This window comes from Paraflavitalea soli, assembly GCF_003555545.1.
GTDB classification, from domain to species: Bacteria; Bacteroidota; Bacteroidia; order Chitinophagales; family Chitinophagaceae; genus Paraflavitalea; species Paraflavitalea soli.
On sequence record NZ_CP032157.1, the window covers coordinates 1,600,003 to 1,621,536 of the forward strand.

A 21,534-nucleotide genomic window follows, 5' to 3' on the forward strand; every position below is an offset into this window, starting at 1 on the left:
AACCTATTTCCCGGACGATCGAGATCGACCTGCTGGAAATGATTGATGCTGCTGAGATTCCTACCGCACGGAAGCCGGAGAATTTGATCCTGACGTAATGTTTGGATCTGGATTGGTGAGGTTAATGGAGATTTTGCAGAAGTAAGAGACAACCTTTGCTTCGACAGCAGATTTCTCACTCCGCTGCGCTGCGTTCGAAATGACAAAGAAAGGGAGGCGTCGTTCGAAATGACAAGGAAGAGGGATACGTTTCACACTTTGGTGTCATTTCGACCGCAGGGAGAAATCTGTTATCGAAGCTAAATACTCAAAAACTCATGTTTATATTCTGCCGGGGTCTTTAACACCACCTCCTTAAACTGCTTGTTGAAATTGGACAGGGTATTAAAGCCGCATTCATAACAAATATGGGCAATGGGATCGTCTGTTTCTGTCAATAGTTTACAGGCATGTTTAATACGTATCTCGGAAACAAAACGGGAGAAGGGTTTATTGTTCTTGATGGTGAAATAGCGGCTAAAGGAAGTGGGGGTCATATGCAGCAGCTCAGCCAGTTCTTCGAGTGCTATCTTGCGCCGGAAGTGTTTTAATACATAATCATATACAATATTGAGCCGGTCGGTCTCATGCTGGTCGTACTCATCCTCATAAGGCCGGGAAGAAATATACCGGAACGCCTTGGTGCCTGCCATCAGCTCCAGTATACGCAACAGCTGTACCACACTTTGAATACCCTGCAGGTGTACCAGCTCCTGCATCATACGAATGATGTCTGTGCGGGGGGCGCCCTCAAATTCCAGTCCGCGCATGGCCCGGGTGAATAGTTTTTTCAGCACGGTCATCTCTTCTTTTTCCATGATGTGTTCGCCCAGGAAATGTTCATTGAAATAGATCACGATGCCATCGGTGCGCAGGGTGCTTTTCTTATTGAAATAAGCCTCATCACTGCGCCACAGGTGGGGCAGGTGCGGACCGGTGAAGATCAGTTCGCCCGGTTTGAAGGCCTTGATGCTGTCGCCGATAAAACGGGTGCCGGTACCTTCCAGCACTACAAAAAGCTGGTATTCTGAATGCGCATGCCATACGGGATCAAAATACTTTTCCTGCAGGCGGCGGATCACAAATATATGGGAGAGGGGTATTTCTGATTTGTGCAGGGCTGCTTTCACAATAAGGCGTATTGGTATATAGTGTTGGTAGTTTTGTCTCTGATTGTCGAAATTAGGCATTAATCAGGATAAAATACAGTCAGTATTGGATATAATTTGGCAAGGGTATGACCAATAATCTTGGGATATTCGTACTGATTGTATAACGAACCCAATTGATTGCCATGTGCCGGAAAATTAACCTCCTTTATTGTATACCACTCTTGTGTTCTTTCCTGCTGATCAGTGCCGATACGGTAAGAAAGGCTGCCACACCCAGGCGCCTGGAAATTCTCTTACTTGGCCACAAGAGCAAACACCATGATTCTGAAAAACTGGCGGATATCCTCACCAAAGAATACTTTAAAGCCGGTATTAATATATCCTACAGCACCAATCCCAATGACCTCAATGAGACCGTGCTGAACCAATATGATGGCCTGATCGTATATGCCAACTACGATACCATCAGCAAAGCGCAGGAAAAAGCCCTGCTCAACTTTGTACGCAGCGGTAAAGGCTTTATCCCCCTGCACTCCGCTTCTTTTTGTTTCCGCAACTCACCCGAAGTAGTGGAGATGATCGGCGGACAATTCAAGAGCCATAAGTATGACTCCTTTCCCTCCGTGATCGTCAAGCCCGAACACCCGGTAATGAAAGGTGTAGCTCCTTTCGTAACACGGGATGAAACCTATGTGCACGACAAGATCAGCAAGAATATAGAAGTGATCTCCGAAAGGGTGGAAGGCGATCACCATGAGCCCTATACCTGGGTGCGGCCCTATGGCAATGGCCGGGTATTTTATACAGCTTATGGTCATGATGAAGTAACCTTCAATAATCCCGGTTTTTTAACATTGGTGAAGAATGGCATACTCTGGGCTGTGAGTGATGAAGCGCGGGCCAGCCTGGCAGCTTACAAACTGGCTGATCCCACTTATTATGATGGCCCGGTGCCCAATTATGAAAAACGTGATCCCGCGCCGAAAGTTCAGGCGTCCTTAACGCCGGAGCAATCCATGTCGCTGATACAGGTGCCGGTGGGTTTTGGCCTGCAGCTGTTTGCCGCGGAGCCTGATGTGGTGAATCCTATTTACATGAATTGGGATGAGCGCGGACGCCTGTGGGTGATCGAGACGGTGGATTATCCCAACGAGATCAAAGACGACGATAAAGGCGATGACCGCATTAAGATACTGGAAGATACGGATGGAGATGGGAAGGCCGATAAGTTCACCATCTTTGCCGATAAGCTGAATATACCTACCAGTTTCACCTTTGTGAACGGCGGCATTGTCGTGAGCGAGGCGCCTTCTTTCCTGTTCCTGAAAGATACCAATGGAGATAACAAAGCTGATATCCGGCAACCACTTTTAACAGGCTGGGGCAAAAGTGATACCCATGCCCAGGCATCCAACCTGCGCTATGGCCTCGACAATATGATCTGGGGTGTGGTAGGTTATTCCGGGTTTTACAATGGCAAGAAAGGAAAAGACTCCCTGCGCTTCGGTCAGGGGGTATACCGCTTTGCTCCGGATGGCAAGAACCTCGAATACCTTTCTTCCACCAGCAACAATACCTGGGGACTGGGTTTCTCAGAAGAGTTTGATGTATTTATTTCTACCGCCAACAATACGCACAGCGGTTTCCTGGGCATGCCCAAACGTTACTTCGACAAAGCAAATATCCGGGAGAGCGGTGTGGAGAAGATCGATGCACACTATGCCATACACGTAGCTACCAAAAACCTGCGCCAGGTGGATGTACATGGCGGCTTTACGGCTGCTGCCGGTCATAGTCTGTACACGGCCCGTAATTTCCCCCAGGAATATTGGAACAAAGTGGCTTTTGTAACAGAACCTACCGGGCGTTTGATCCATAAACATGTATTGCAACCCGCAGGTTCCGGCTTTAAAGAAGAAGGCGATGGCTGGAATATGCTGGTGAGTGCGGATGAATGGGCGGCGCCCATCCAGGCGGAAGTAGGGCCCGACGGGGCGCTGTGGGTAACAGACTGGTACGATTTCATTATTCAGCACAACCCCACGCCTTCGGTTGACCGCGGCGGCTACAAGGCAGAGACGGGCCAGGGTAATGCATATGTGAATCCGTTGCGCGATCATGAGCGTGGACGTATTTACCGGATCTACAATAAGAGCAACAACCAGAAGAACAATACACAGCTCGATAAGAAAGATGTAGCAGGATTGGTAACTGCCTTGTCCAACGACAATATGTTCTGGCGTACTACTGCACAAAGATTGCTGGTAGAAAGCGGCAACAAAACGGTGCTGCCAGCTCTCTACAAACTGGTGCAGGACCAGCAACTGGATGGCGCCGGTATCAATGCGCCGGCCGTGCATGCGCTGTGGACGATGAAAGGCCTGAAAGTGCTGGATGGCACGAATGCCGCAGCCCTGGCAGTAGCCACGAAAGCCCTGCATCATCCCGCGGCTGGTGTGCGCAAGGCAGCCATCGAAGTGCTGCCGAAAACACCCGCTACCTTCCTGGCTATGCAGCAGGCAGGTGTTTTTGAGGACAAAGACATGCGGGTACGGCTGGCAGGGGTGTTGGCCACCACAGACATGAAAACCTCAGCTGCCATTGGCAATGTATTGGTGGGTATGGCAGAAAAAGAAGAGAATGTTTCCGATACCTGGTTGCGCCATGCGCTCACCATTGCCAGTAAACTGAACGAGGAGACCTTCCGCGCAGCCTTCCGGAAAAGAGGATTGAATGAAAATCCCGCCCTGATTGAAGCTTCTATTGCACAGCGCCTGGCCTTTGGATCAAGGCTTACCACCATTCCGCTGAGAAGAGGTTTTGGCAGGCCGCAACAGGGCGATGCACTGGAGCCTGAAGTAGCCAACAAAGAGATCCTGCTGGCAGGAGATATAGAACGCATGACGGCCCGTCCGGGTGCGCCAGCGGCCCAAAGCAATGCACCGGCTGGTTTTAGCGGTATGGTGGCGGCTCAAGGTAATGGTGCCAATGGTTATGGCCTGTATATGCTTAACAATAAAATGTATTTCCAGGTAAACCAGAACGGCAAAGTATTCCAGGTCGTAACGCCCAATGAACTGCCCGCTAAGTTCTCTTTTAAAGCAGGTCTTCAAAAGAACGGTGCCCTGCGTTTGTTGATCAACGATAAAGAAGTGGCCGCGGCCAAAGCACCCGGCTTGTTTAAGAAAGAGTTGGACCTACCCCTCAGAATAGGATTTGATAACCGCAAAGGGGATGAGCGGATCACGGAGTACCCGGACTCCGCTTTCTTCCTGCGGGCAAATCTGACCAACGCGAAACTGGAAACCCTGGCTGGTACGGGTGCAGCCACCGCCGCTCCTGTTACCGCCGGCAAAATAGACCGTACGATTGTGATCAAAGTGTTGAAAGATGTGATGAAATATGATCAACAGCTCATCACGGTAAAAGCAGGCAGTACGGTTAAGATCGTGTTGCAGAACCCTGACTTTATGCAGCACAACCTGCTTATCCTTAAACCGGCGACTACGGATAAGGTAGGCGCTGCGGCAGATAAACTGGCCATGGACCCCAATGGCGCCAAACTGCAGTATGTGCCGAAGATGCCGGAAGTGTTACTGTCAACACCGCTGATCAATCCCGGAGGGAAATATACGGTGACCTTTAAAGTGCCGGATGCAGCAGGTGACTATCCATATATCTGTACATTCCCGGGCCATTGGCGCATTATGAATGGCGTATTGCGCGTGGTAAAATAAGTTGAACCTGTAAACCTGTCAATATGCCAACTAACGATTCGCCAGGCAGCACACCTCACCGTGCAGACATGAAATTGTTCTATGCCTGTTTTGTGGCGCTGGTCACCACTTCCTTTGGTTTCATATTAAGGGCCATCTCGCTGCCGGAGTGGGGTACCACTTTTAACCTTACGCAAACACAGCTGGGTGAAATAGCAGGTGTGGGCCTATGGCCTTTTGCGATCAGCATTGTATTGTTTAGCCTGATCATTGATAAGATCGGTTATAAGACGGCGATGATCTTTGCTTTTCTCTGTCATGTTACCTCGGCCATACTCACCATATTTGCTACCGGCTATTGGATGTTGTACATCGGCACTTTCATTGTGGCGCTGGGCAATGGTACGGTAGAAGCGGTGGTGAACCCGGTGGTAGCGACCATGTTTCCGCGGCAGAAAACAAAATGGCTCAATATACTGCATGCAGCCTGGCCGGGCGGCCTGGTATTGGGCGGCATCATCGCCTTACTGATGGGACCCGGTACAGCCTGGGAATATAAAATAGCGCTGATCTTATTGCCTACACTGGCTTATGGGGTGATGATGCTGGCCCGTAAGTTCCCGCTCAATGAACGGGTGCAGGCAGGTGTATCTTATAAGGAAATGCTGCAGGAAGTAGGGGCCATTGGCGCACTGATCATTGTGGCGCTGATCGTATTCCAGCTGGGAGCGGTATTTGCTTGGCCCACGGCGCTCAATATAACACTCATATTGGTGGTGACGATACTCTTCGGATGGTATACCCGCAGTCTGGGTCAGCCGCTGTTCATCATTTTATTGCTGATCATGATCCCGCTGGCTACTACAGAACTGGGTACGGATAGCTGGATCACGGACCTGATGACGCCAGCCATGACGGCCATCGGGCTGCAGGCAGGGTGGGTGCTGGTGTATACTTCGGCCATCATGTTTGTGCTACGTTTCTTTGCCGGTCCCATTGTGCATAAAGTATCACCGCTGGGACTGCTGGCGATCTGTTCGGCCATTGCGGCCGGCGGATTGTACATGCTGTCCTTCTCCAACGGGGTGATGATCCTGGTGGCAGCTACGGTGTATGGCCTGGGCAAAACCTTTTTCTGGCCCACCATGCTGGGCCTGGTAGCGGAGCGCTTTCCGAAAGGCGGCGCACTTACGCTCAACATTACGGGTGGATTGGGTATGATCGCAGCCGGTGTGATCGGCGCGGGTATCCTTGGTTTTATCCAGGATAAATCGGTCGACACAAAGATCAAGGCATATGACCAGACGCATCAAACAAGCATTCATAGCACCTATGTAACGGAAAACAAAACCAGTTTCTTTGGTGATTACCAGGCGCTGGACCAATCCAAACTGGCGCAGGCCAATGCGCAGGAGCTGGAAACAGTGACTGCCATCCGGGATGGCGCTAAAAAAGACGCGCTCCGGTACATTGTGGCTTTCCCCTTGCTCATGTTGGTGTGTTATGGATTGTTGATCTTGTATTTCCGGTCACGCGGGGGATACAAGGCGGTGATGTTGCAGGAGGAGGCGGTGAATGCCAGCCATGAGCTTTGAGCTGCGAGCTGCGAGTCCCTTTTCGTCGCAAACGGCTCGTTGCTCGAAGCTGGCAGCTCGCAGCTTCTTCTTAAAATAGTGTACCTCCCAATGAAAAATATTAATCTTAGATAATGGCTTTAGACATTAAGTACGGCGTTAGTACCTGGCTATGGACCTCGCCGTTTACCACGGCTTCTATACCGGTATTGTTTCCAAAGATTGCCGCTATGGGATTTGAGGTGGTGGAGATTGCAGTAGAAGATCCTTCGCTCATTGATATACAGGTGGTGAAAAAGGCCATGACAGAATATCAACTGCAGGTGAATATCTGCGGGGCTTTTGGCCCTTCGCGCGACCTTACGCATGAAGACCCGGCGGTGCACAAGAACTGCCTGGCGTATATAGAAACCTGTCTCGATTACTGCGCAGCGGTAGGCACGGGTTTCTTTGGTGGACCTATGTATTCAGCCGTAGGTAAGGCACGTATGGTATCGCCTGACCAGCGTAAGATAGACTGGGAGCGGGCGGTGACCAACCTGCGCAAAGTGTGTGAACTGGCGGCTGCCCGGGGATTACAGATCGCCCTGGAACCCTTGAACCGCTTTGAATCGGACCTGGTGAATACAGCGGCTGATGTATTGCGATTGATCAGGGATATTAATCACCCTGCCGCCAAAGTAATGCTGGATGGATTTCATATGAGTATTGAAGAAAAGGATGTGGCACAGGCCATCATTGCATCGGGCAAGGACCTGGTCCATTTGCAGGTGTCAGAAAACTACCGGGGTACACCGGGTACGGGGCAAACGCCCTGGGCTTCCTACAAGCAAGGGTTGGAAGCCATCGATTATGCCGGGGTAGTAACCATCGAAAGTTTTACGCCGGATAACAAGGAACTGGCGGGCGCGGTATGCTTCTGGCATCCTATGGCGGAAAGCCAGGATGGATTTGCCACGGAAGGGTTAAGGTTCCTGAAAAGCTGGGCGAGGGAATAAAGTCGGGAAGACGGAAAGTCCGTAAGTCCGGAAGAAAAACGGCAACGTTTCTAATGTGTTACTACAGACTTTCGGACCAAGTGATGCAAGCTTCGATCTGATTACGAAAACAAAAAAAAATATTACTGATATGGCTGGAAAGAAGATCAATGTCGCTATTGTAGGACTAGGGTTTGGCGCGGAGTTCATTCCCATTTATCAACGTCATCCGCATGCAAACATGTCTGCCATCTGTCAGCGCAATGCTGCCAAACTAAACGAAGTGGGCGACGCTTTTGGCGTGGAAAAGCGGTATACGGATTATGATGAACTGCTAAAGGACCCCGCCATTGATGCGGTGCATATCAATACACCGATTCCGGACCATGCAGCCCAATCGATCAAGGCCTTAAAGGCGGGCAAGCATGTGGCCTGTACGGTACCCATGGCCACCACGGTGGAGGAGTGCCGGCAAATTGTAGAACTGGTAAAAGCCACGGGCCTCACCTATATGATGATGGAAACGGTGGTATATGCCCGTGAGTTTCTGTTTATGAAGGAACTATATGACAAAGGCGAACTGGGCAAGATCCAATTCCTGAAAGCCAGTCACCAGCAGGATATGGATGGATGGCCCAATTACTGGCCGGGATTGCCGCCCATGCATTATGCCACACATTGTGTAGGGCCTGTGCTGGCCCTCACGCGTGGAGAAGCGGAGTATGTATCCTGCTTTGGATCGGGCGCCATCCGGGAGGAATTGCAGGCTTATTACAACTCGCCTTTTGCAGTGGAGAGTACGCATATCAAATTCCGGAATGCTGACCTCAGTGCGCATATCTATCGCTCCTTGTTTGATACGGCCCGTCAATACCGGGAAAGTTTTGAAGTGTACGGTTCCCAAAAATCTGTAGAGTGGCCTTTGATCGAAGGCAGGCCGCTGGTTGTACATACGGCCAAAAGGCCGGAGCCGGAGATACCGGAAGAAGTACAATCGCCGGATTATGCACACCTGCTGCCGGAGCCTATACAGCGTTTTACAACGGGGGGCGTGTATGATGAGGATGATCACCAGCACCTCTCTTTTACGCAAGGGGCAGGGCATGGCGGATCACACCCGCACCTGGTGCATGAATTTGTAAGCGCCCTGGTGGATAAGCGATCGCCTTATCCCAATGCTGTACAGTCGGCCAATATTACCTGTGTAGGGATATTGGCGCATGAATCGGCCATGCAGGGAGGCAAGCAGGTATACCTGCCTGATTTCACCTTTGAGCAGTAATTGTAGATAAAGTATATGCCAGTGCCCTTGTTCCTGTTTGTCCAGGGAACAGGGGCTTTTTCATGGATGCAGGCTAGGGTAGTATATATTTGATCAACAGTTCAAAAGCCTGTTTGGCTACCCGGGCGCCATAATTGCCCTGGGTAAAGACGACCACCAGGTCCAGGTCTTCGATGATCATGATGTATTGCCCGCCATTACCTGATGCCAAAATCACTTCTTCCTGTTTGTTATTTGATTTGATCCTGATGTTCTCCCGGTACCAGTAATAGCCATAAAAGGTTGGCTGAGGGATGGCCAGCGTAGTTTTGCTGATCCCCACATAGGAAAAGTCTGGAATGGGTATCGTAGCCTGCGTTGATTCCTGTATCCATTTGGATGAAATGATCCTGTTCCCTTTCCATACCCCTTTGTTGTTGACCAGCTGGCCTATTTTCAACATGTCGAGCGGACGTATATAAAATGAACCTGCCGTCATAGCATGACCAGCCGGATCAATTGTCCAGCGGTAGTGGGTGATACCGAGCGGATCGAACAGGTACTTTTTGGCAAAATCCATGGTCGACATGCCGGTAGCTTTACTGATGATCCCGCTGATGATCATGGGCGCGCTGGATGAATAGGCCCATACTGTGCCGGGTTGATCTTTCATGGGTAGTTCGAGCGAGAATTTTACCCAGTCTTTGGTAGTGGCCATCTCGTTCTCACAATCTTTGGTACCATCGAATTCTTCACAATCAAAGCCGGCCTTCATTTCAAGCAGGTCTTTGATGGTCATGGCTTTTTTCCGGGCATCTTTCCCCAAGGTCTGGGCATACTCAGGAAAGAAGGAGAGTACCGGCTGGTGTACATCCTTAATAAATCCCTTATCAATAGCGATGCCTGCCAACAGGCTGGTAATAGATTTAAAAGCGGAACGGGTATCGTGCAGGGAATCCCTGTTGTAGCCATTGAAATAATGTTCATACAGCAGACTATCGCCCCGGGCGATCAATACGCTATGGACACCTGGCCAGGTCTTGTTCTCAATTTGATTGGTCATCTCATCCAGCCTGGTAGATTGTTTTGCCTGCCTTACCTGGCACTGTGTACCTATACTGACAGATAGGATCAATAACAGCACCGTATTCAATTTTTTCATAACGGGAAAGAAGGGTTTAAGAAGCGGTAAAATACTCTTTTCTGTTGTTTGGTAAACAGCAGGTGTTACAAGATGCTGTTAAAAATGTAACTGATCCAGCCAGAATGGAGAAAACTGCCCCTGTTCCGGTGTTGAAATTTGCATGACCTTTACCTTCCTCAAATGAAAGTTATGGAACAGATCTATATTATTGGTGCCGGTGCAGTGGGAAAGGTATTGGCAGTAACACTGGCACTCAACAACAGAAAGGTAGTATTGCTGCGAGGCAGTGTTGACAACCAGGGAAGCTATATAGAAAACATTCAGGTGACAACTGCGCAGCACGGGGTAATGGAGGCTAACATTGAAGTGAGCAGCTTAAGTAATGTCCCTGTATTGAATGGACTGGTGGTGCTGACCAATAAATCCTTTGGCAACGCCGGACTGGCGCAGGCATTAAAAGGTAAGACTGGCGATTCACCCATCGTACTTTTACAGAATGGCCTGGGTGTAGAACAGGTATTTATAGATCATAGTTTCCCGCAGGTATACCGTTGTGTATTGTTTATGACCAGCCAGGTAATGGCAGAAAATAAGATCAGCTTCAAACCGGTAGCGGTTTCCCCGATAGGCCTCATAAAAGGCGGAGACAATCAGCTCAACAATATAGTAGCACAACTCAACTGCCCGCAGTTTGGCTTCCGGACGGAAAGCAATATTCAACCCATCATCTGGAAAAAGGCCATTGCCAACAGTGTGTTCAATTCCATCTGTCCTTTACTGGATATTGACAATGGTATCTTTTGCCGTGATGAAGGGGTAATGGCTATGGCCAGCAGGGTGATCAAAGAATGTGTAGGTATTGCCCAGGCTAAGGGCGTGGCCATCACAGAAGCGGAAGTAACAGAAACGGTATTAATGATCAGCCGGCTGTCTGACGGGCAACTGATCTCTACGCTGCAGGATATTAACCACAAACGCCCTACGGAGATAGAAACACTGAACTTTGCTATGGTGGATATAGCGCAATCCCTACAACTGGGATATACTGTAACAGAAACTAAGTTATTGGGCGAGCTGACTAAATGGAAATCTGATCTGCACCGGTTGTAGTACGGATTAACGGCGCATAGAAAGGTTTTCATGCACCCATTTAACTTCTTCTTCCGGTGTCACCATATCGGCTTTGCTGCTGATCCTGCTAAAAGTGTTGGAAGGATGGTCATAGGGTTGGCTATCGTCGAAATAGGGACCTACTACACCCAATATCCATCCATCTTCGGCTGCCCAGTGGGGTGGATTGACGCGGTATCTGAACACCTCGTAATGTACGAAGTTGTTTTGTCCGTCAAAATCAATAGTTACCCTTTTCAGGTGCTCTAGTTCATCCGGACAGGCATCCAATTCTGTGGGATACTCCAGCCAGTTGACCAGGTTGCTGGCAGCCGCTTTTTCAATAGTATAGAACTCCCGGGGAAAGAGATCGGTCATGTTGTGATCGTTCAACAACAGAAAAGTAGTTTCCCTTGTTTGCAGGTTTTTGGCATATTCATACACCTCATCTGCTGTAAGCGCTTGCCCGCTTTCCAGTTTGTCATACAGGGGTTGTACTCTTTCAAACCTTTGCTGATACAATTTCCGGCGTCCATTTTTAAGAACGATGATCCGGTAAATAAAAAAGCCGGCAATAGCGGCCACGATGGCAAGAATGGTCCAGAGTAAAGGGCTCATAAGTGTTGTTTAAGTGAAGGGGCCTGCATGCGGCGCAGGCCCCTTCAAATTACTTATTTTACTGTTAGCTCCCAAGGTGATATTTTACTACATAGCCTGGCCTTATCGTTTGGCCAGGATCTCGTTATGTGCATACATAGCAATCGTTTGCGCCTTTCTATTACTATTCTGTTAACGGATCGAGTTTCCAGTATTTACCATTGTCGTCCTGCGCAAAGAGGGTATGCCGGCCACCATAGGCAATGGCGTGGAAGAATGTTTTGGGCCTGGTGTGGATATAACCTTTGGTGATCACTGCATTGTCTTTGAGCAGGGCTACCTGTATCAGTTGGTCCTCATCCGTATCAGGATTATTGAGGCACACAAATTCCTGCATATTGGCAGCAAAGACAGGCACCCCGATGAGGGTATCACATTTGCCGGTCAGCTGGTTTACCAGGTAGTAGCGTTCGTTGTGCAATTCAGTCTTTTTGACCAGGGCCAGTTTGGTGCTGCGCACATCTCCCAGGTAGCTGTATTCGCCCATGTCGGTATCGGTATTGATATCATTAAAGACCTTATACTGTTGATTGGGCATTGGAATGAGCAAGCGGCCGGCTTGTTTTCTTACCTGGTTATTGAATACCAGGAAGGGGGTGCGTACCACGCTGTCATATTGCGCTTTTTTAATGGCAATGTATTGGCAGGAAATGCTTTTTTGGGCAGTTACCTGCATGGCAAGTACCAATGCCATGGCAAGGATGGTGAAGGACTTCATAATTTAGGGGTGTTGGGGATAAACGGGTTCCAGGATAATCAAACCCGCTCGTAAATTTATAACCAAAATTGCTATTATGCAAGTAGCCCCTAAGATCTTCCGCTTATTATTATTTATTCATCTATGTTGTTGCTTCTTATTGTTATTGAATGGTCCTTTGTACGCGCAGAAAGGAATAGAAGAAAAAATAGATAAGATCATTTTGAAAGCGATGACGGAAGAGGAATTCCCTGGCATGGCCGTAGCCGTTATCCAGGACAATAAGGTCCTTTTTAAGAAGACCTATGGCCTGCGCGCCCGGAGCGGCAAGGAAAAGGTGGATGAGCAAACCATTTTCAGTATTGGTTCGGTATCCAAAGCTTTTACAGCAGTAGGACTGATGCAACTGGTACAGGAAGGAAAAATAGCGTTGGAAGATCCTGTTAAGAAACACCTGAAGCAATTACCGGAAGCATGGGGCAATATCACGGTTCAACAATTTATGACGCACACCAGCGGCATACCGGATGTAAAGGGAGAAAAGGATGGATCTTCCTTTGAAGCAACGGTAAAAAAAGCCGGTAAACTACCCATGGCTTTTGCTGCGGGCAAGAAACAGCAATACAATAACTTCAACTATGCCATCCTGGGCAAACTCATGGAAGCGGTCACGGGTAAAAGCTATCTTGACTATATGACGCAATCCATATTCGCACCCCTGCAAATGAACCGTACGGGTGTGAAGCCGCGTGCATCGAATGTTGCCATGGGGCACCTGGAAAAGAAAGGTCAATGGAAAGAAGTGGTCTCTCATTTCGAGCCGGGCGATTATGGTCTGCCTTCTGGTGGCTTACAGACCACATTGAGCGATTTCATCAAATTAAGCCAGGGGATCAATGGGAATACTTTGTTGCGCCCCAAAAATACCAATGCCATGTGGGTACCGTATTCCACTAAATTGTCCAATACACCCGGCTGGCATTCCCGGATGGCTGGCGCGGCAATTGTTGTCCATAAAGGAGGCGGGGGTACAGGCATTGGCAGTGTGTGTGATTATAAGATCGTGCCATCACAAAAACTGTATGTTATCGTGATGACCAATAAGGCGGGTAATAAACTTTCACCAGCGGCCATTACGGATGATATTTTGTTCAAGTGTTTCCATATTCCTCCGGATACGAAGGGGCCTGATGCAGGGGAAGGCAATGAGCATTAGGAAGGCGACCCACTCTTTAAAGCCCGACATACCACTTGTGACGATCGTCACAGGCAAACTCCCTGCGCCCTACTGACCTTTGTGTTGTAATTGATCTGTACAAAATAAAAACTCAAGCACATGAACAACGCAGCAAAGACAACGGTACTGGCATTTATTGATGCCCTGAACAAGGAAGATTTCAAAGCAGCCAAAGCACAGGTAAACGATGACCTGACCTTTATCGGTGTGATGGGCACCCGCAATGGGGCGGCTGCTTATTTTGCGGATATGGAGAAAATGAAACTGAAGTACGAGGTGAAAGAGGCCATTGCAGAAGGGGATACGGTGTGCCTGCAGTACGATATCAATATGGGCGGCGGGAATACTATTTTCGCCATTGGCTGGTACAGCCTGGTGCAGGGAAAGATCAGCACGTTCAAGGTGGTATTTGATCCCCGTCCTTTGCTGGAGAAAGCAGGCAGGTAATGCTGGAGAGTAAAGAAACTGGTCCATTTTTCCGAACTTAGTAGTTCATTCAACCCGGATCAATGGCAGGCAATACGGACGAACAATACCCAAGGATATTCCTTTACCGGCGACTGGTACAGGCCAAGCTGTTCATTGATGCACACTATGCAGAAAAGATCGACCTCAACAACATAGCGGATGAAGTCTATTCTTCGAAGTTTCATTTCATCAGGCAGTTCAAAAGCATTTACCACAAGACACCGCACCAATACCTGATCGCGGTAAGAATGGAGAAAGCCAGGGAGTTGCTCAAAGCGGGCAGGTCTGTATCAGACGTGTGTTATGCGGTAGGCTTTGAAAGCCTGGGATCATTCAGCGCGCTGTTCAAACGCCTGCACCGGATAACGCCGTTGGAATACCTCAAACAGCAGCAGGCGATCAAAGTGCAAATACAGGAATCCCCTTTAAGTTTTATCCCCGCCTGTTTTGCCCGTAAGAGCGGCTGGCTGTAAAAACAGCAATTTTAGAGAAATGGATTGCTGCCTGCCGGCTTTTCTTTGTGGCAAAAGGAAACCATGAAAACAGTATTTGACAAAGCCACCCGGGATTCACTCATCAGCAGGATCCGCCAGGTGAATGAGAATAGCCCACGCCAATGGGGTAAAATGACGGTGTACCAGATGGTGAAACATTGTGCCACCTGGGAAGCCTGGATATTGGAGAGTAAGCCCAACAAGCATACACTGCTGGGCATGATCTTTGGAAAAATGGCTTTGAAGAACATGCTGAAGGATGAAAAACCCATGGCGCGTAATGTACCCACCAGCGCGGCATTCAAGGTGCAGGGGAGTGGTAATGTGGAAGCGCAAAAAGCGGAGTGGATCGCGCAGATAGAACGGTATGCGCATTATGTGAACCATGGATTTGTACACGATTTCTTTGGTAAGATGACCACGGAGCAGGTAGGGCGCCTGGCCTACAAACATACGGATCACCACCTGCGTCAATTCAATTGTTAAATAAAACAGCCATTATATGATCACGCGATTCACTCATTTTAGTCTGTGGGTACTGGACCAGGACAGCGCCTACGATTTCTATGTCAACAAGCTGGGTTTTAAAGTAGTGACGGATGTGCCGATGGTGCCTGCCAACAAGGGCAATCGCTGGCTTACCGTAAGGCCTCCCCAAATGGAGGGCATCGAGATCAACCTTTCGCTGATCACCGAAGGGATGTGGTATTCGAAAGAAACGGCGGAGACCCTGCGGGAACTGGTGCGCAAAGGGACATTTGGCTGTGGGGTGCTTACCTGCGATGATATCTATGCCACGTATGAAGAGCTGAAAGCAAAGGGTGTTCGTTTTACGAAAGCGCCTGCCAAAGAGTTCTATGGTACGGAAGCCTTTTTCAAAGACGATTCGGGTAACTGGTTCTCACTGGCGCAGCTGAATCCCTGAATAAACGGATAGGCTATATTGCAAAGGACGGCGTATCCTTTACCAACTGGTAAGGAGCGCCGTCTTTTCGTTAAAATGGGTGTTTTAACGGGTCCCTGCTACGGGTAATACCAATACATTTAGGGGAACACCTATTAATTTTTTATATGGATAGTTTCTATGCCCCTTACATGCAGGGAAATGATGCGCTCTTTGAAGGCATCAGCCGTATGGCCGCCATCAAAAGTGCTGCACTGGTGGTGAAGGTCGAAACCAAACACCGCCTGTTTACCAGCAAAACAGTATTCGAAGGGTACGCTACTAAAAAAATGGATACCTGTGCCCACTTATGGAATGAAGAAGGATTTCAGATCGAGGACATGAACGACTTCGATCTGGGACCATTGATCACGCTGCCATTGGGCAAACCCCGTAATCTGACGGATCTGCTGGAAGATATATTGAAGCGCAAGAAAATGGATTATGGTTTTCTGTATCCCGAAAGGGAGCCTCATCTTGTACAATTGGTACAGGTGGTTACGCGGCGGGAAGAAAGGAAATTTGCCATAGTAGGTAACAATACGATCTGTGTTTGTGATAGTACAGACAGGCATTTGACCTATGATCCCAATAAAGATGGTAAACCCTGCGATTTCGACCCTCCCCACAAATATAAATGCACCTCCAGTAAATAAGACTTACCCATGTTTTCAAACGCAGGAACTTTACTTGACCGCCTTCAGGGGTTATTCAGCAAGGGCTTTTTGGTCGGGGGTATTGTACCCCTGGTGCTGTTGTTCTTCATCAACTGGGGCTTGCTGTATTTTTTTTACCACGATCTCTATACGGCCTGGTTGCCTTATGTATTACCGCCCAATGAGGGTGAGATCTTGTATTGGGTGAAAGTGGTGCTGATCCTTTTTACGGGTGGCCTGGTGATCTGGAACCTGAACCCCTGGTTCAGACAATTACTGGAAGGGCGATTTTGGCCCAGGTTTTTCTATAACTGGCTCAGGAATGTGCAATATGACAAGCGTAAAAAGATGGTCGCTGAAAAAGAAAATATGGATCTTGTACTGTTTGATTACCGCACAAAAGTGGAAGAATGGATACAGAAACTCGTAAACGCCCGGTCAGGTAAAGCAGCAGAACCGGAAGCACCTGTTTCTGATGACCTGGAAAAAGCCTTTACAAAACTCAGGAACAGTACGCGCTCTGCCGCCATCATTCCATTCAAAGACATGGAAGATTTTGCCAAAGAATTGGAAAAGGAGCTACAAAACACAGCAAAGGTGGGCAAGGGACTAGACGCTATCCACACCGGATTGGTGAAACTATTAAGGGAAACCCGGAGCAACCTGGAATACCGATACGACCGCCTCGTTGTTGATATGAAGCAACGTTTCCCTTCGGAGGATGGTGGGTTAGGACCTACCAGCATGGCCAATTTTTCCATGGTGCACCGTGAGTATGGCGGTAAACGTTACGGATTGGATATTGAACATTTCTGGATCCGGCTACTGAAAGTGATCCGGGGCGACAAGGACTTTTACCCGATGCTGGAAGAATCGAAAAACCAACTCGACTTCAGCATTGCCTTTACCATTGTTTTGGGTGTGACTACACTAATATGGATAATCCTTGGCTTTTGTGCGGAAGGCTTCTGGCCATTTACATTGGTGGCGGTCCTGGGGCCTATTGCTACCAATATCGCTTACCAGGTGGCCATACAAAGCTACCGGGGATTCACCGAAGTGGTGCGCAGCGCCATTGACCTCAACCGGTTTCAATTGCTGCAATTGCTGCATATTGAATTGCCTGGTGATGGGGCAACCGAAAAAGCACTATGGAAAAAACTGGAAACAGGCGATGATACTTTATCGTATCAGCATCCGGCGCCAGCTGCTAAAAAAGAAGCGGTGGCAGAGGATGGTGAAGCATTCGGTTGATCAAGCAAAGTACCAATCAAGAAATGAAACAGATAATCCGCTTTATTGTCAAACACCGGGTATATTTTATTTGGCTTTCATTGGTAGCTGTACTCGCTACTTTGAAAGGGTGTTTCCTGAAAAATGCTTTATTGGATACTGCGCCCGCACCAGCTTCCAAACCATCTCCCCTGGTAGAGGCTGCGCCGGATTCGGCCATCCTGCTCTTGTCCTTAACCAAAGAAGAAGCCATCTTGTGCCGCGGGATACATAAAGGAAGCCAGGTCATCCTTTGCCGGACAGATTCAACGACGGGAGCAACACCTGCTGACTGTTACGGCCCCATCCGTGTAGCCGCGGCCCATAGCAATAGCACCGAGACGCCAGGTGATCTTTTATTCCTGCAGGTGCCCATCACAGAAGTGTGGAAGATCAACGCTTGTTTAGCTGCCACCAAAAGGTCTATTTTGCTGCTTCCACCCAAGAGCCGGTAAAAAGGTTATCGCTAGTAACAGCTTTTCATATAAAAAGCCCCCGGGATGTAGTACCAGGGGGCTTTTGTATTTGGAGAGGCTATGCTTTAGTGGGGCATGTTCAAAGGGCGCCGCCGTAAAACTTCATTCAGGGCTAATAGTTGATTGGGGAAATTGGGCAACCTTAAGCAGGGTGAATGAAAGACCAGGTTTTCGAGGCTGCTTCCCCTGAAGAAAGCTTCATTGAAACCTTTTTGTGGCAGGGGACTGGGACCGGGATCGTTGACAAAGAAATCGCCAATGGGATCGTTATCATCATCCGCTGCACTGGGGTTGTCATCTGCGCCCATGCCGGTCATAAAACCGGATAGGCCGGCTGCAGATCCGATATTCCTGGGTCTTATGTGGGTGAATAGGTTCCGTGTCTCTCCTTTGTGACAACCACTACAAGTGCCAAAAGAAAATTCCCGGCGTTTGAAGGGATCAATGGGATTAGCAGCATTACCCCGCCAATGATAGCTGTTGGGTGGTGTATTGTCGGGAGCACTTACTACTATGGGGGCATGAATGCCTTTAACCGGGTCGGGTATGGTATAATTGGGATTGAGGTTGGCAGGAGTAAAAGGCACGGTATTGGCGAAGGCTGCCATAGCCGCCAGCTTGCCGGCATTAAAACCAACTAAAAAGCCATTGGAGCCTACCATCGGTTCATGACTGGGATGGATGATGTTTAGTTTATGGGTGGTGCCATCGATCTCAAAGTCGCGGATATCCCAGGGATGGGTGGGGGTAAAGGTGGCCGGCAGGAAATCATTGGTGCGAAAATGGTTCAATGCACTTCTGTTGGCTTTGGAAGGATCGGCATTGATGGCTGTAAAGACATCGGTAATGGCCTGCAGCTTTGTATTGAAGTTGGGGCCAAATGCTTCGGATTGCAGGTCCCACCATTGTTGTCCGTATGCTTTTAATGCTTCGCAGTTTTTGATGGGGATGCCATATTCCATGATAAAGGTCATGGTGCCGAGGTCGTTGTTGCTACTGCCACAGTCGGTGCGGCTGTCGGAGAACGCAAAGACAAAACGTCCTTCTCCCGGATTCCTGAAGCCGCCATACCCGGAGTTGCCCCGCAGATCGAGCCGGTTGACGATCGCCAGCAAGCGTACCGGGAATTCTTCGGCTTTCAAAGCCATGGTTTGCCATCCTGCCGGTACGCCGGTGCCTGCGGGATTGGGCAGGCCGCTGTTCTTTATCCAGGCCCTGATGAGTCTTGCTTTCGAGATGGACCGGTTGGTACTGGCATCTGTACTGGAAAGGGTATGGGCACTGAACAGGAAATTATCCACCCAGTCGATCAGGAATTGTTCGACGGTAACGGTGGTTACGGGCTGATTGGCCATGTTGGCCACCAGGGTCTTAAAGCTCCATACGCCATTGGGGTTGCCTTTATTACCTGTGCGGCAGGGATCATAGGTCCTGGTGAGGTCTTCCACCACGGATACATCTCTTATCATAAGACTTTTATCGCGGATGGCGGGCATGGAGGCTTTGGTGACCATGGTGAAAAAGAACACTTTGATGGGTAGCTTCAAATGCAGGCGGAAGGAATCGAGGGTGATGGGCTCAAACTCGCGTTTTACTTCGCGCACACGGCCGGCAAAGCTGGTAATGAGGTTATTTTGTTTGGCCAGTACTTCCTTGTTGTTGTTGATGACGGTAGCCAGTTCTTCATCACTCACTTTGAGTGGTACGCTGAATTGACCATCGTTGGCTATTTCATCTCCATTAATACCCTGGTCGGTTAATTTGAATTGTGTCTTTTCATCGATGTTGAGGGGTAAGGTATTGATGCCCCGCAGGCGGGTCTCTTCTTTGGCAAATGATGCGATCAGGAGGACTGTATTGCCGTCCTTATCGGGCTTTTCCAGTTTTTTGATGAAGATATCCTGCACAACAGGCGGTGATTGGCTAAAAGCCTGCATTAAGGTGTCACTGGGCAGTACCTCGGTGACCTGGTTAACGGGCGGTTTAGGACCTCCGCACCCTTCGCATCCATACAATACAAAACACAGGAATAAAATTACCCAAAGGGATACCCCTTGCAGTGAAAGAATCTTTTTCATGCTTAGTTGTTTTAAATGAATGATGTGCGCCCTGTTTTTAAGGGAGGATCATGTTTAGCGCGGCAAAAAGGAAAAGCATACCATGAATAAGGGGGGATAAATATTCATCAATCCTGGCAGGGGAGAGCATGATAAATATGCGTACTGTGAAGATAAATGATCAGAACGGGCCTGACAATACCACTTATAGGGTAATTTTTCAAGGACGTGGATGGCGTACGGCATCTAGCCACCCCTGTTATTCCGTATGTAAGGTAATTACCCAATATCTCAACGATGACCTTCCACAGGATATCCTTCTGTACGGTATGCATGAACAGGACGCTCCACCTGAAGGAGACGCTGGTCCGGAACATCCTGGATAACAGCGCTTATCCCAACCTGGAATATGTGCTGTTGAACTACGGCTCGAAAGATGATATGCATGCATGGGTAACGGGCGAAATGAGCCAATACCTGGAATCGGGCCTGCTTAAATACTATAAAGCCGACTTTCCGGAAGTCTTCAGGATGAGCCATTCCAAGAATATGGTCTTTAAGCTGGCGACCGGCGATATTTTGTGTAGCGTGGATGCAGACAATTTTACGGGTCCCGGATTTGCGGCCTATATCAATAAGCTGTTTGCCAGGGATAAAAACATGTTCCTGGCGCCACCCTGGGTAGGGCCAGACAAGAAATGGTGGGATGTGCAGGGGAGGCTATGCCTGTGGAAAAAAGACTTCTACCGTTTTCGTGGTTATGATGAGGGGATCGTGGATTATGGGTATGATGACCAGGACTTCAAATACCGCATGATCGATGGTGGCCGCCGCAAGTCGATTGTGCGGACCAGCCGGTTTCTCCGGGCCATCGAACATACGGACGAACTGAGGATAGCGGGCGGTATGACCTCCAAAATGTTGCTTACAATACTGCTGGCTCCCAAAACGGACAGGGAATGGGAGATGCTCTACCTGCGTACAGACAACCGGTTTGAGCGGTTCCGGGTGATGGCCCGTGGTATCGGCTTCGATAAAGCACAGCAGCCCAGTGGTGATGTAGGCGGAAAGCTGGTGTTGAAACTGTCGGACTATGCCACCGGAAACTATAATGCCCATGATGCCGGTATTGCCTGCAGCCAGGACAATGGGGCCCTGCTGGAACTGCTTTCGAGGCATCATCAACAGGAGTTGGTGGACGGTAATGGCCAGGTGTATTACCGTCTGGAGCCGGGGAGGCTGCAGGATCAATTGCTAATGGGGCGGGCTTGCTTTATGGGAAAGCTGAAACTGCTGGAGAATAAACAGCATCGTACAGGGATCAACCAACAGGGGTTTGGACAAGGCGCGGTAACGGTACATTCATCGGGGAGGCAGCTTGTGTTATAACAGAGACCATCAATCGCATTCATCAATCACCATAAAACTGTAAGCATTATGAACCCCGTTCCGGAAGGATTGCTTTATACCAGGGAGCACGAATGGGTAAAAGTAGATGGAACTACAGCCACTATATACTTGCGGACGCAAAGCCACTTTTGATGGCCGGTACTGCAAGCTGGTTTGTAAATGCGGGGTGTGCTGGGCAAACTAACGGAGGCCAATACCGAAAAATATGCTTCGCAACTGGCGAAGGCGGTTGCT

19 protein-coding genes are annotated in these 21,534 nt (G+C 49.0%); 14 read left to right on the forward strand and 5 right to left on the reverse strand.

The annotated features are described in order from the left end of the window. Positions 1-299: 299 nt before the first annotated feature. Positions 300-1,169: an AraC family transcriptional regulator gene (locus tag D3H65_RS06035; RefSeq protein ID WP_119049403.1), complete on the reverse strand. Its 870-nt coding sequence runs from the start codon at positions 1,167-1,169 to the stop codon at positions 300-302. A gap of 164 nt (positions 1,170-1,333) precedes the next feature. Here D3H65_RS06035 and D3H65_RS06040 point away from each other — a divergent pair, with 164 nt between their 5' ends. From D3H65_RS06040 to D3H65_RS06055, 4 genes are all read left to right on the forward strand, one after another. Next, complete coding sequence (locus D3H65_RS06040) at positions 1,334-4,888, forward strand: PVC-type heme-binding CxxCH protein (RefSeq protein WP_119049404.1); 3,555 nt, start codon at positions 1,334-1,336, stop codon at positions 4,886-4,888. Positions 4,889-4,911: 23 nt separating this feature from the next. Beyond that, entirely contained in the window at positions 4,912-6,462 is a 1,551-nt protein-coding gene (locus D3H65_RS06045) for an MFS transporter (RefSeq protein WP_119049405.1), read from the forward strand. 113 nt (positions 6,463-6,575) lie between these two features. Beyond that, a complete protein-coding gene (locus D3H65_RS06050; protein WP_119049406.1) occupies positions 6,576-7,439 on the forward strand; it encodes a sugar phosphate isomerase/epimerase family protein in 864 nt (287 codons plus the stop codon). Positions 7,440-7,569: 130 nt separating this feature from the next. Further along, positions 7,570-8,700 carry a Gfo/Idh/MocA family protein gene (locus tag D3H65_RS06055; RefSeq protein ID WP_119049407.1) on the forward strand — a complete coding sequence of 377 codons (1,131 nt, stop codon included), beginning with the start codon at positions 7,570-7,572 and terminating at the stop codon, positions 8,698-8,700. A gap of 73 nt (positions 8,701-8,773) precedes the next feature. On the opposite strand, the gene D3H65_RS06060 is transcribed toward D3H65_RS06055, so the two are convergent. Beyond that, positions 8,774-9,841: a serine hydrolase domain-containing protein gene (locus D3H65_RS06060; RefSeq protein WP_119049408.1), complete on the reverse strand. Its 1,068-nt coding sequence runs from the start codon at positions 9,839-9,841 to the stop codon at positions 8,774-8,776. 171 nt (positions 9,842-10,012) lie between these two features. Here D3H65_RS06060 and D3H65_RS06065 point away from each other — a divergent pair, with 171 nt between their 5' ends. Continuing rightward, entirely contained in the window at positions 10,013-10,933 is a 921-nt protein-coding gene (locus tag D3H65_RS06065; protein WP_211345633.1) for a ketopantoate reductase family protein, read from the forward strand. Between the two features lie 6 nt (positions 10,934-10,939). Here the strand turns inward: D3H65_RS06065 and D3H65_RS06070 are convergent, their stop codons facing one another. Both D3H65_RS06070 and D3H65_RS06075 read right to left on the reverse strand, forming a co-directional pair. Next, entirely contained in the window at positions 10,940-11,551 is a 612-nt protein-coding gene (locus D3H65_RS06070; protein WP_119049410.1) for a hypothetical protein, read from the reverse strand. Between the two features lie 163 nt (positions 11,552-11,714). Further along, positions 11,715-12,308 carry a hypothetical protein gene (locus tag D3H65_RS06075; protein WP_119049411.1) on the reverse strand — a complete coding sequence of 198 codons (594 nt, stop codon included), beginning with the start codon at positions 12,306-12,308 and terminating at the stop codon, positions 11,715-11,717. A 76-nt stretch (positions 12,309-12,384) separates the two neighbouring features. Between D3H65_RS06075 and D3H65_RS06080 the strand changes: the two genes are divergently transcribed. The 8 genes from D3H65_RS06080 to D3H65_RS06115 all read left to right on the forward strand — a co-directional run bounded on the left by D3H65_RS06080 (position 12,385) and on the right by D3H65_RS06115 (position 17,812). Beyond that, positions 12,385-13,503, forward strand: a complete 1,119-nt coding sequence (locus D3H65_RS06080; RefSeq protein ID WP_119049412.1) for a serine hydrolase domain-containing protein — start codon at positions 12,385-12,387, stop codon at positions 13,501-13,503. 120 nt (positions 13,504-13,623) lie between these two features. Next, positions 13,624-13,971, forward strand: coding sequence for a nuclear transport factor 2 family protein (locus D3H65_RS06085; RefSeq protein WP_119049413.1), 348 nt, complete (start codon positions 13,624-13,626; stop codon positions 13,969-13,971). Positions 13,972-14,033: 62 nt separating this feature from the next. Beyond that, positions 14,034-14,465 carry a helix-turn-helix domain-containing protein gene (locus D3H65_RS06090; RefSeq protein WP_119049414.1) on the forward strand — a complete coding sequence of 144 codons (432 nt, stop codon included), beginning with the start codon at positions 14,034-14,036 and terminating at the stop codon, positions 14,463-14,465. Between the two features lie 63 nt (positions 14,466-14,528). Beyond that, the gene (locus D3H65_RS06095; protein WP_119054408.1) at positions 14,529-14,972 is read left to right on the forward strand and encodes a DUF1569 domain-containing protein; all 444 of its coding nucleotides are present in this window, start codon (positions 14,529-14,531) and stop codon (positions 14,970-14,972) included. Positions 14,973-14,988: 16 nt separating this feature from the next. After that, positions 14,989-15,411, forward strand: a complete 423-nt coding sequence (locus tag D3H65_RS06100; RefSeq protein ID WP_119049415.1) for a VOC family protein — start codon at positions 14,989-14,991, stop codon at positions 15,409-15,411. Between the two features lie 146 nt (positions 15,412-15,557). Next, positions 15,558-16,085, forward strand: coding sequence for a hypothetical protein (locus D3H65_RS06105; protein WP_119049416.1), 528 nt, complete (start codon positions 15,558-15,560; stop codon positions 16,083-16,085). A 9-nt stretch (positions 16,086-16,094) separates the two neighbouring features. Continuing rightward, positions 16,095-17,339, forward strand: a complete 1,245-nt coding sequence (locus D3H65_RS06110) for a hypothetical protein (protein WP_119049417.1) — start codon at positions 16,095-16,097, stop codon at positions 17,337-17,339. Between the two features lie 23 nt (positions 17,340-17,362). Next, positions 17,363-17,812 carry a hypothetical protein gene (locus tag D3H65_RS06115; RefSeq protein ID WP_162915438.1) on the forward strand — a complete coding sequence of 150 codons (450 nt, stop codon included), beginning with the start codon at positions 17,363-17,365 and terminating at the stop codon, positions 17,810-17,812. Between the two features lie 86 nt (positions 17,813-17,898). Here D3H65_RS06115 and D3H65_RS06120 read toward each other — a convergent pair whose 3' ends face one another. Then, entirely contained in the window at positions 17,899-19,911 is a 2,013-nt protein-coding gene (locus D3H65_RS06120; protein WP_119049419.1) for a hypothetical protein, read from the reverse strand. A 276-nt stretch (positions 19,912-20,187) separates the two neighbouring features. Between D3H65_RS06120 and D3H65_RS06125 the strand changes: the two genes are divergently transcribed. After that, positions 20,188-21,279: a glycosyltransferase family A protein gene (locus D3H65_RS06125; protein WP_119049420.1), complete on the forward strand. Its 1,092-nt coding sequence runs from the start codon at positions 20,188-20,190 to the stop codon at positions 21,277-21,279. Positions 21,280-21,534: the final 255 nt, after the last annotated feature.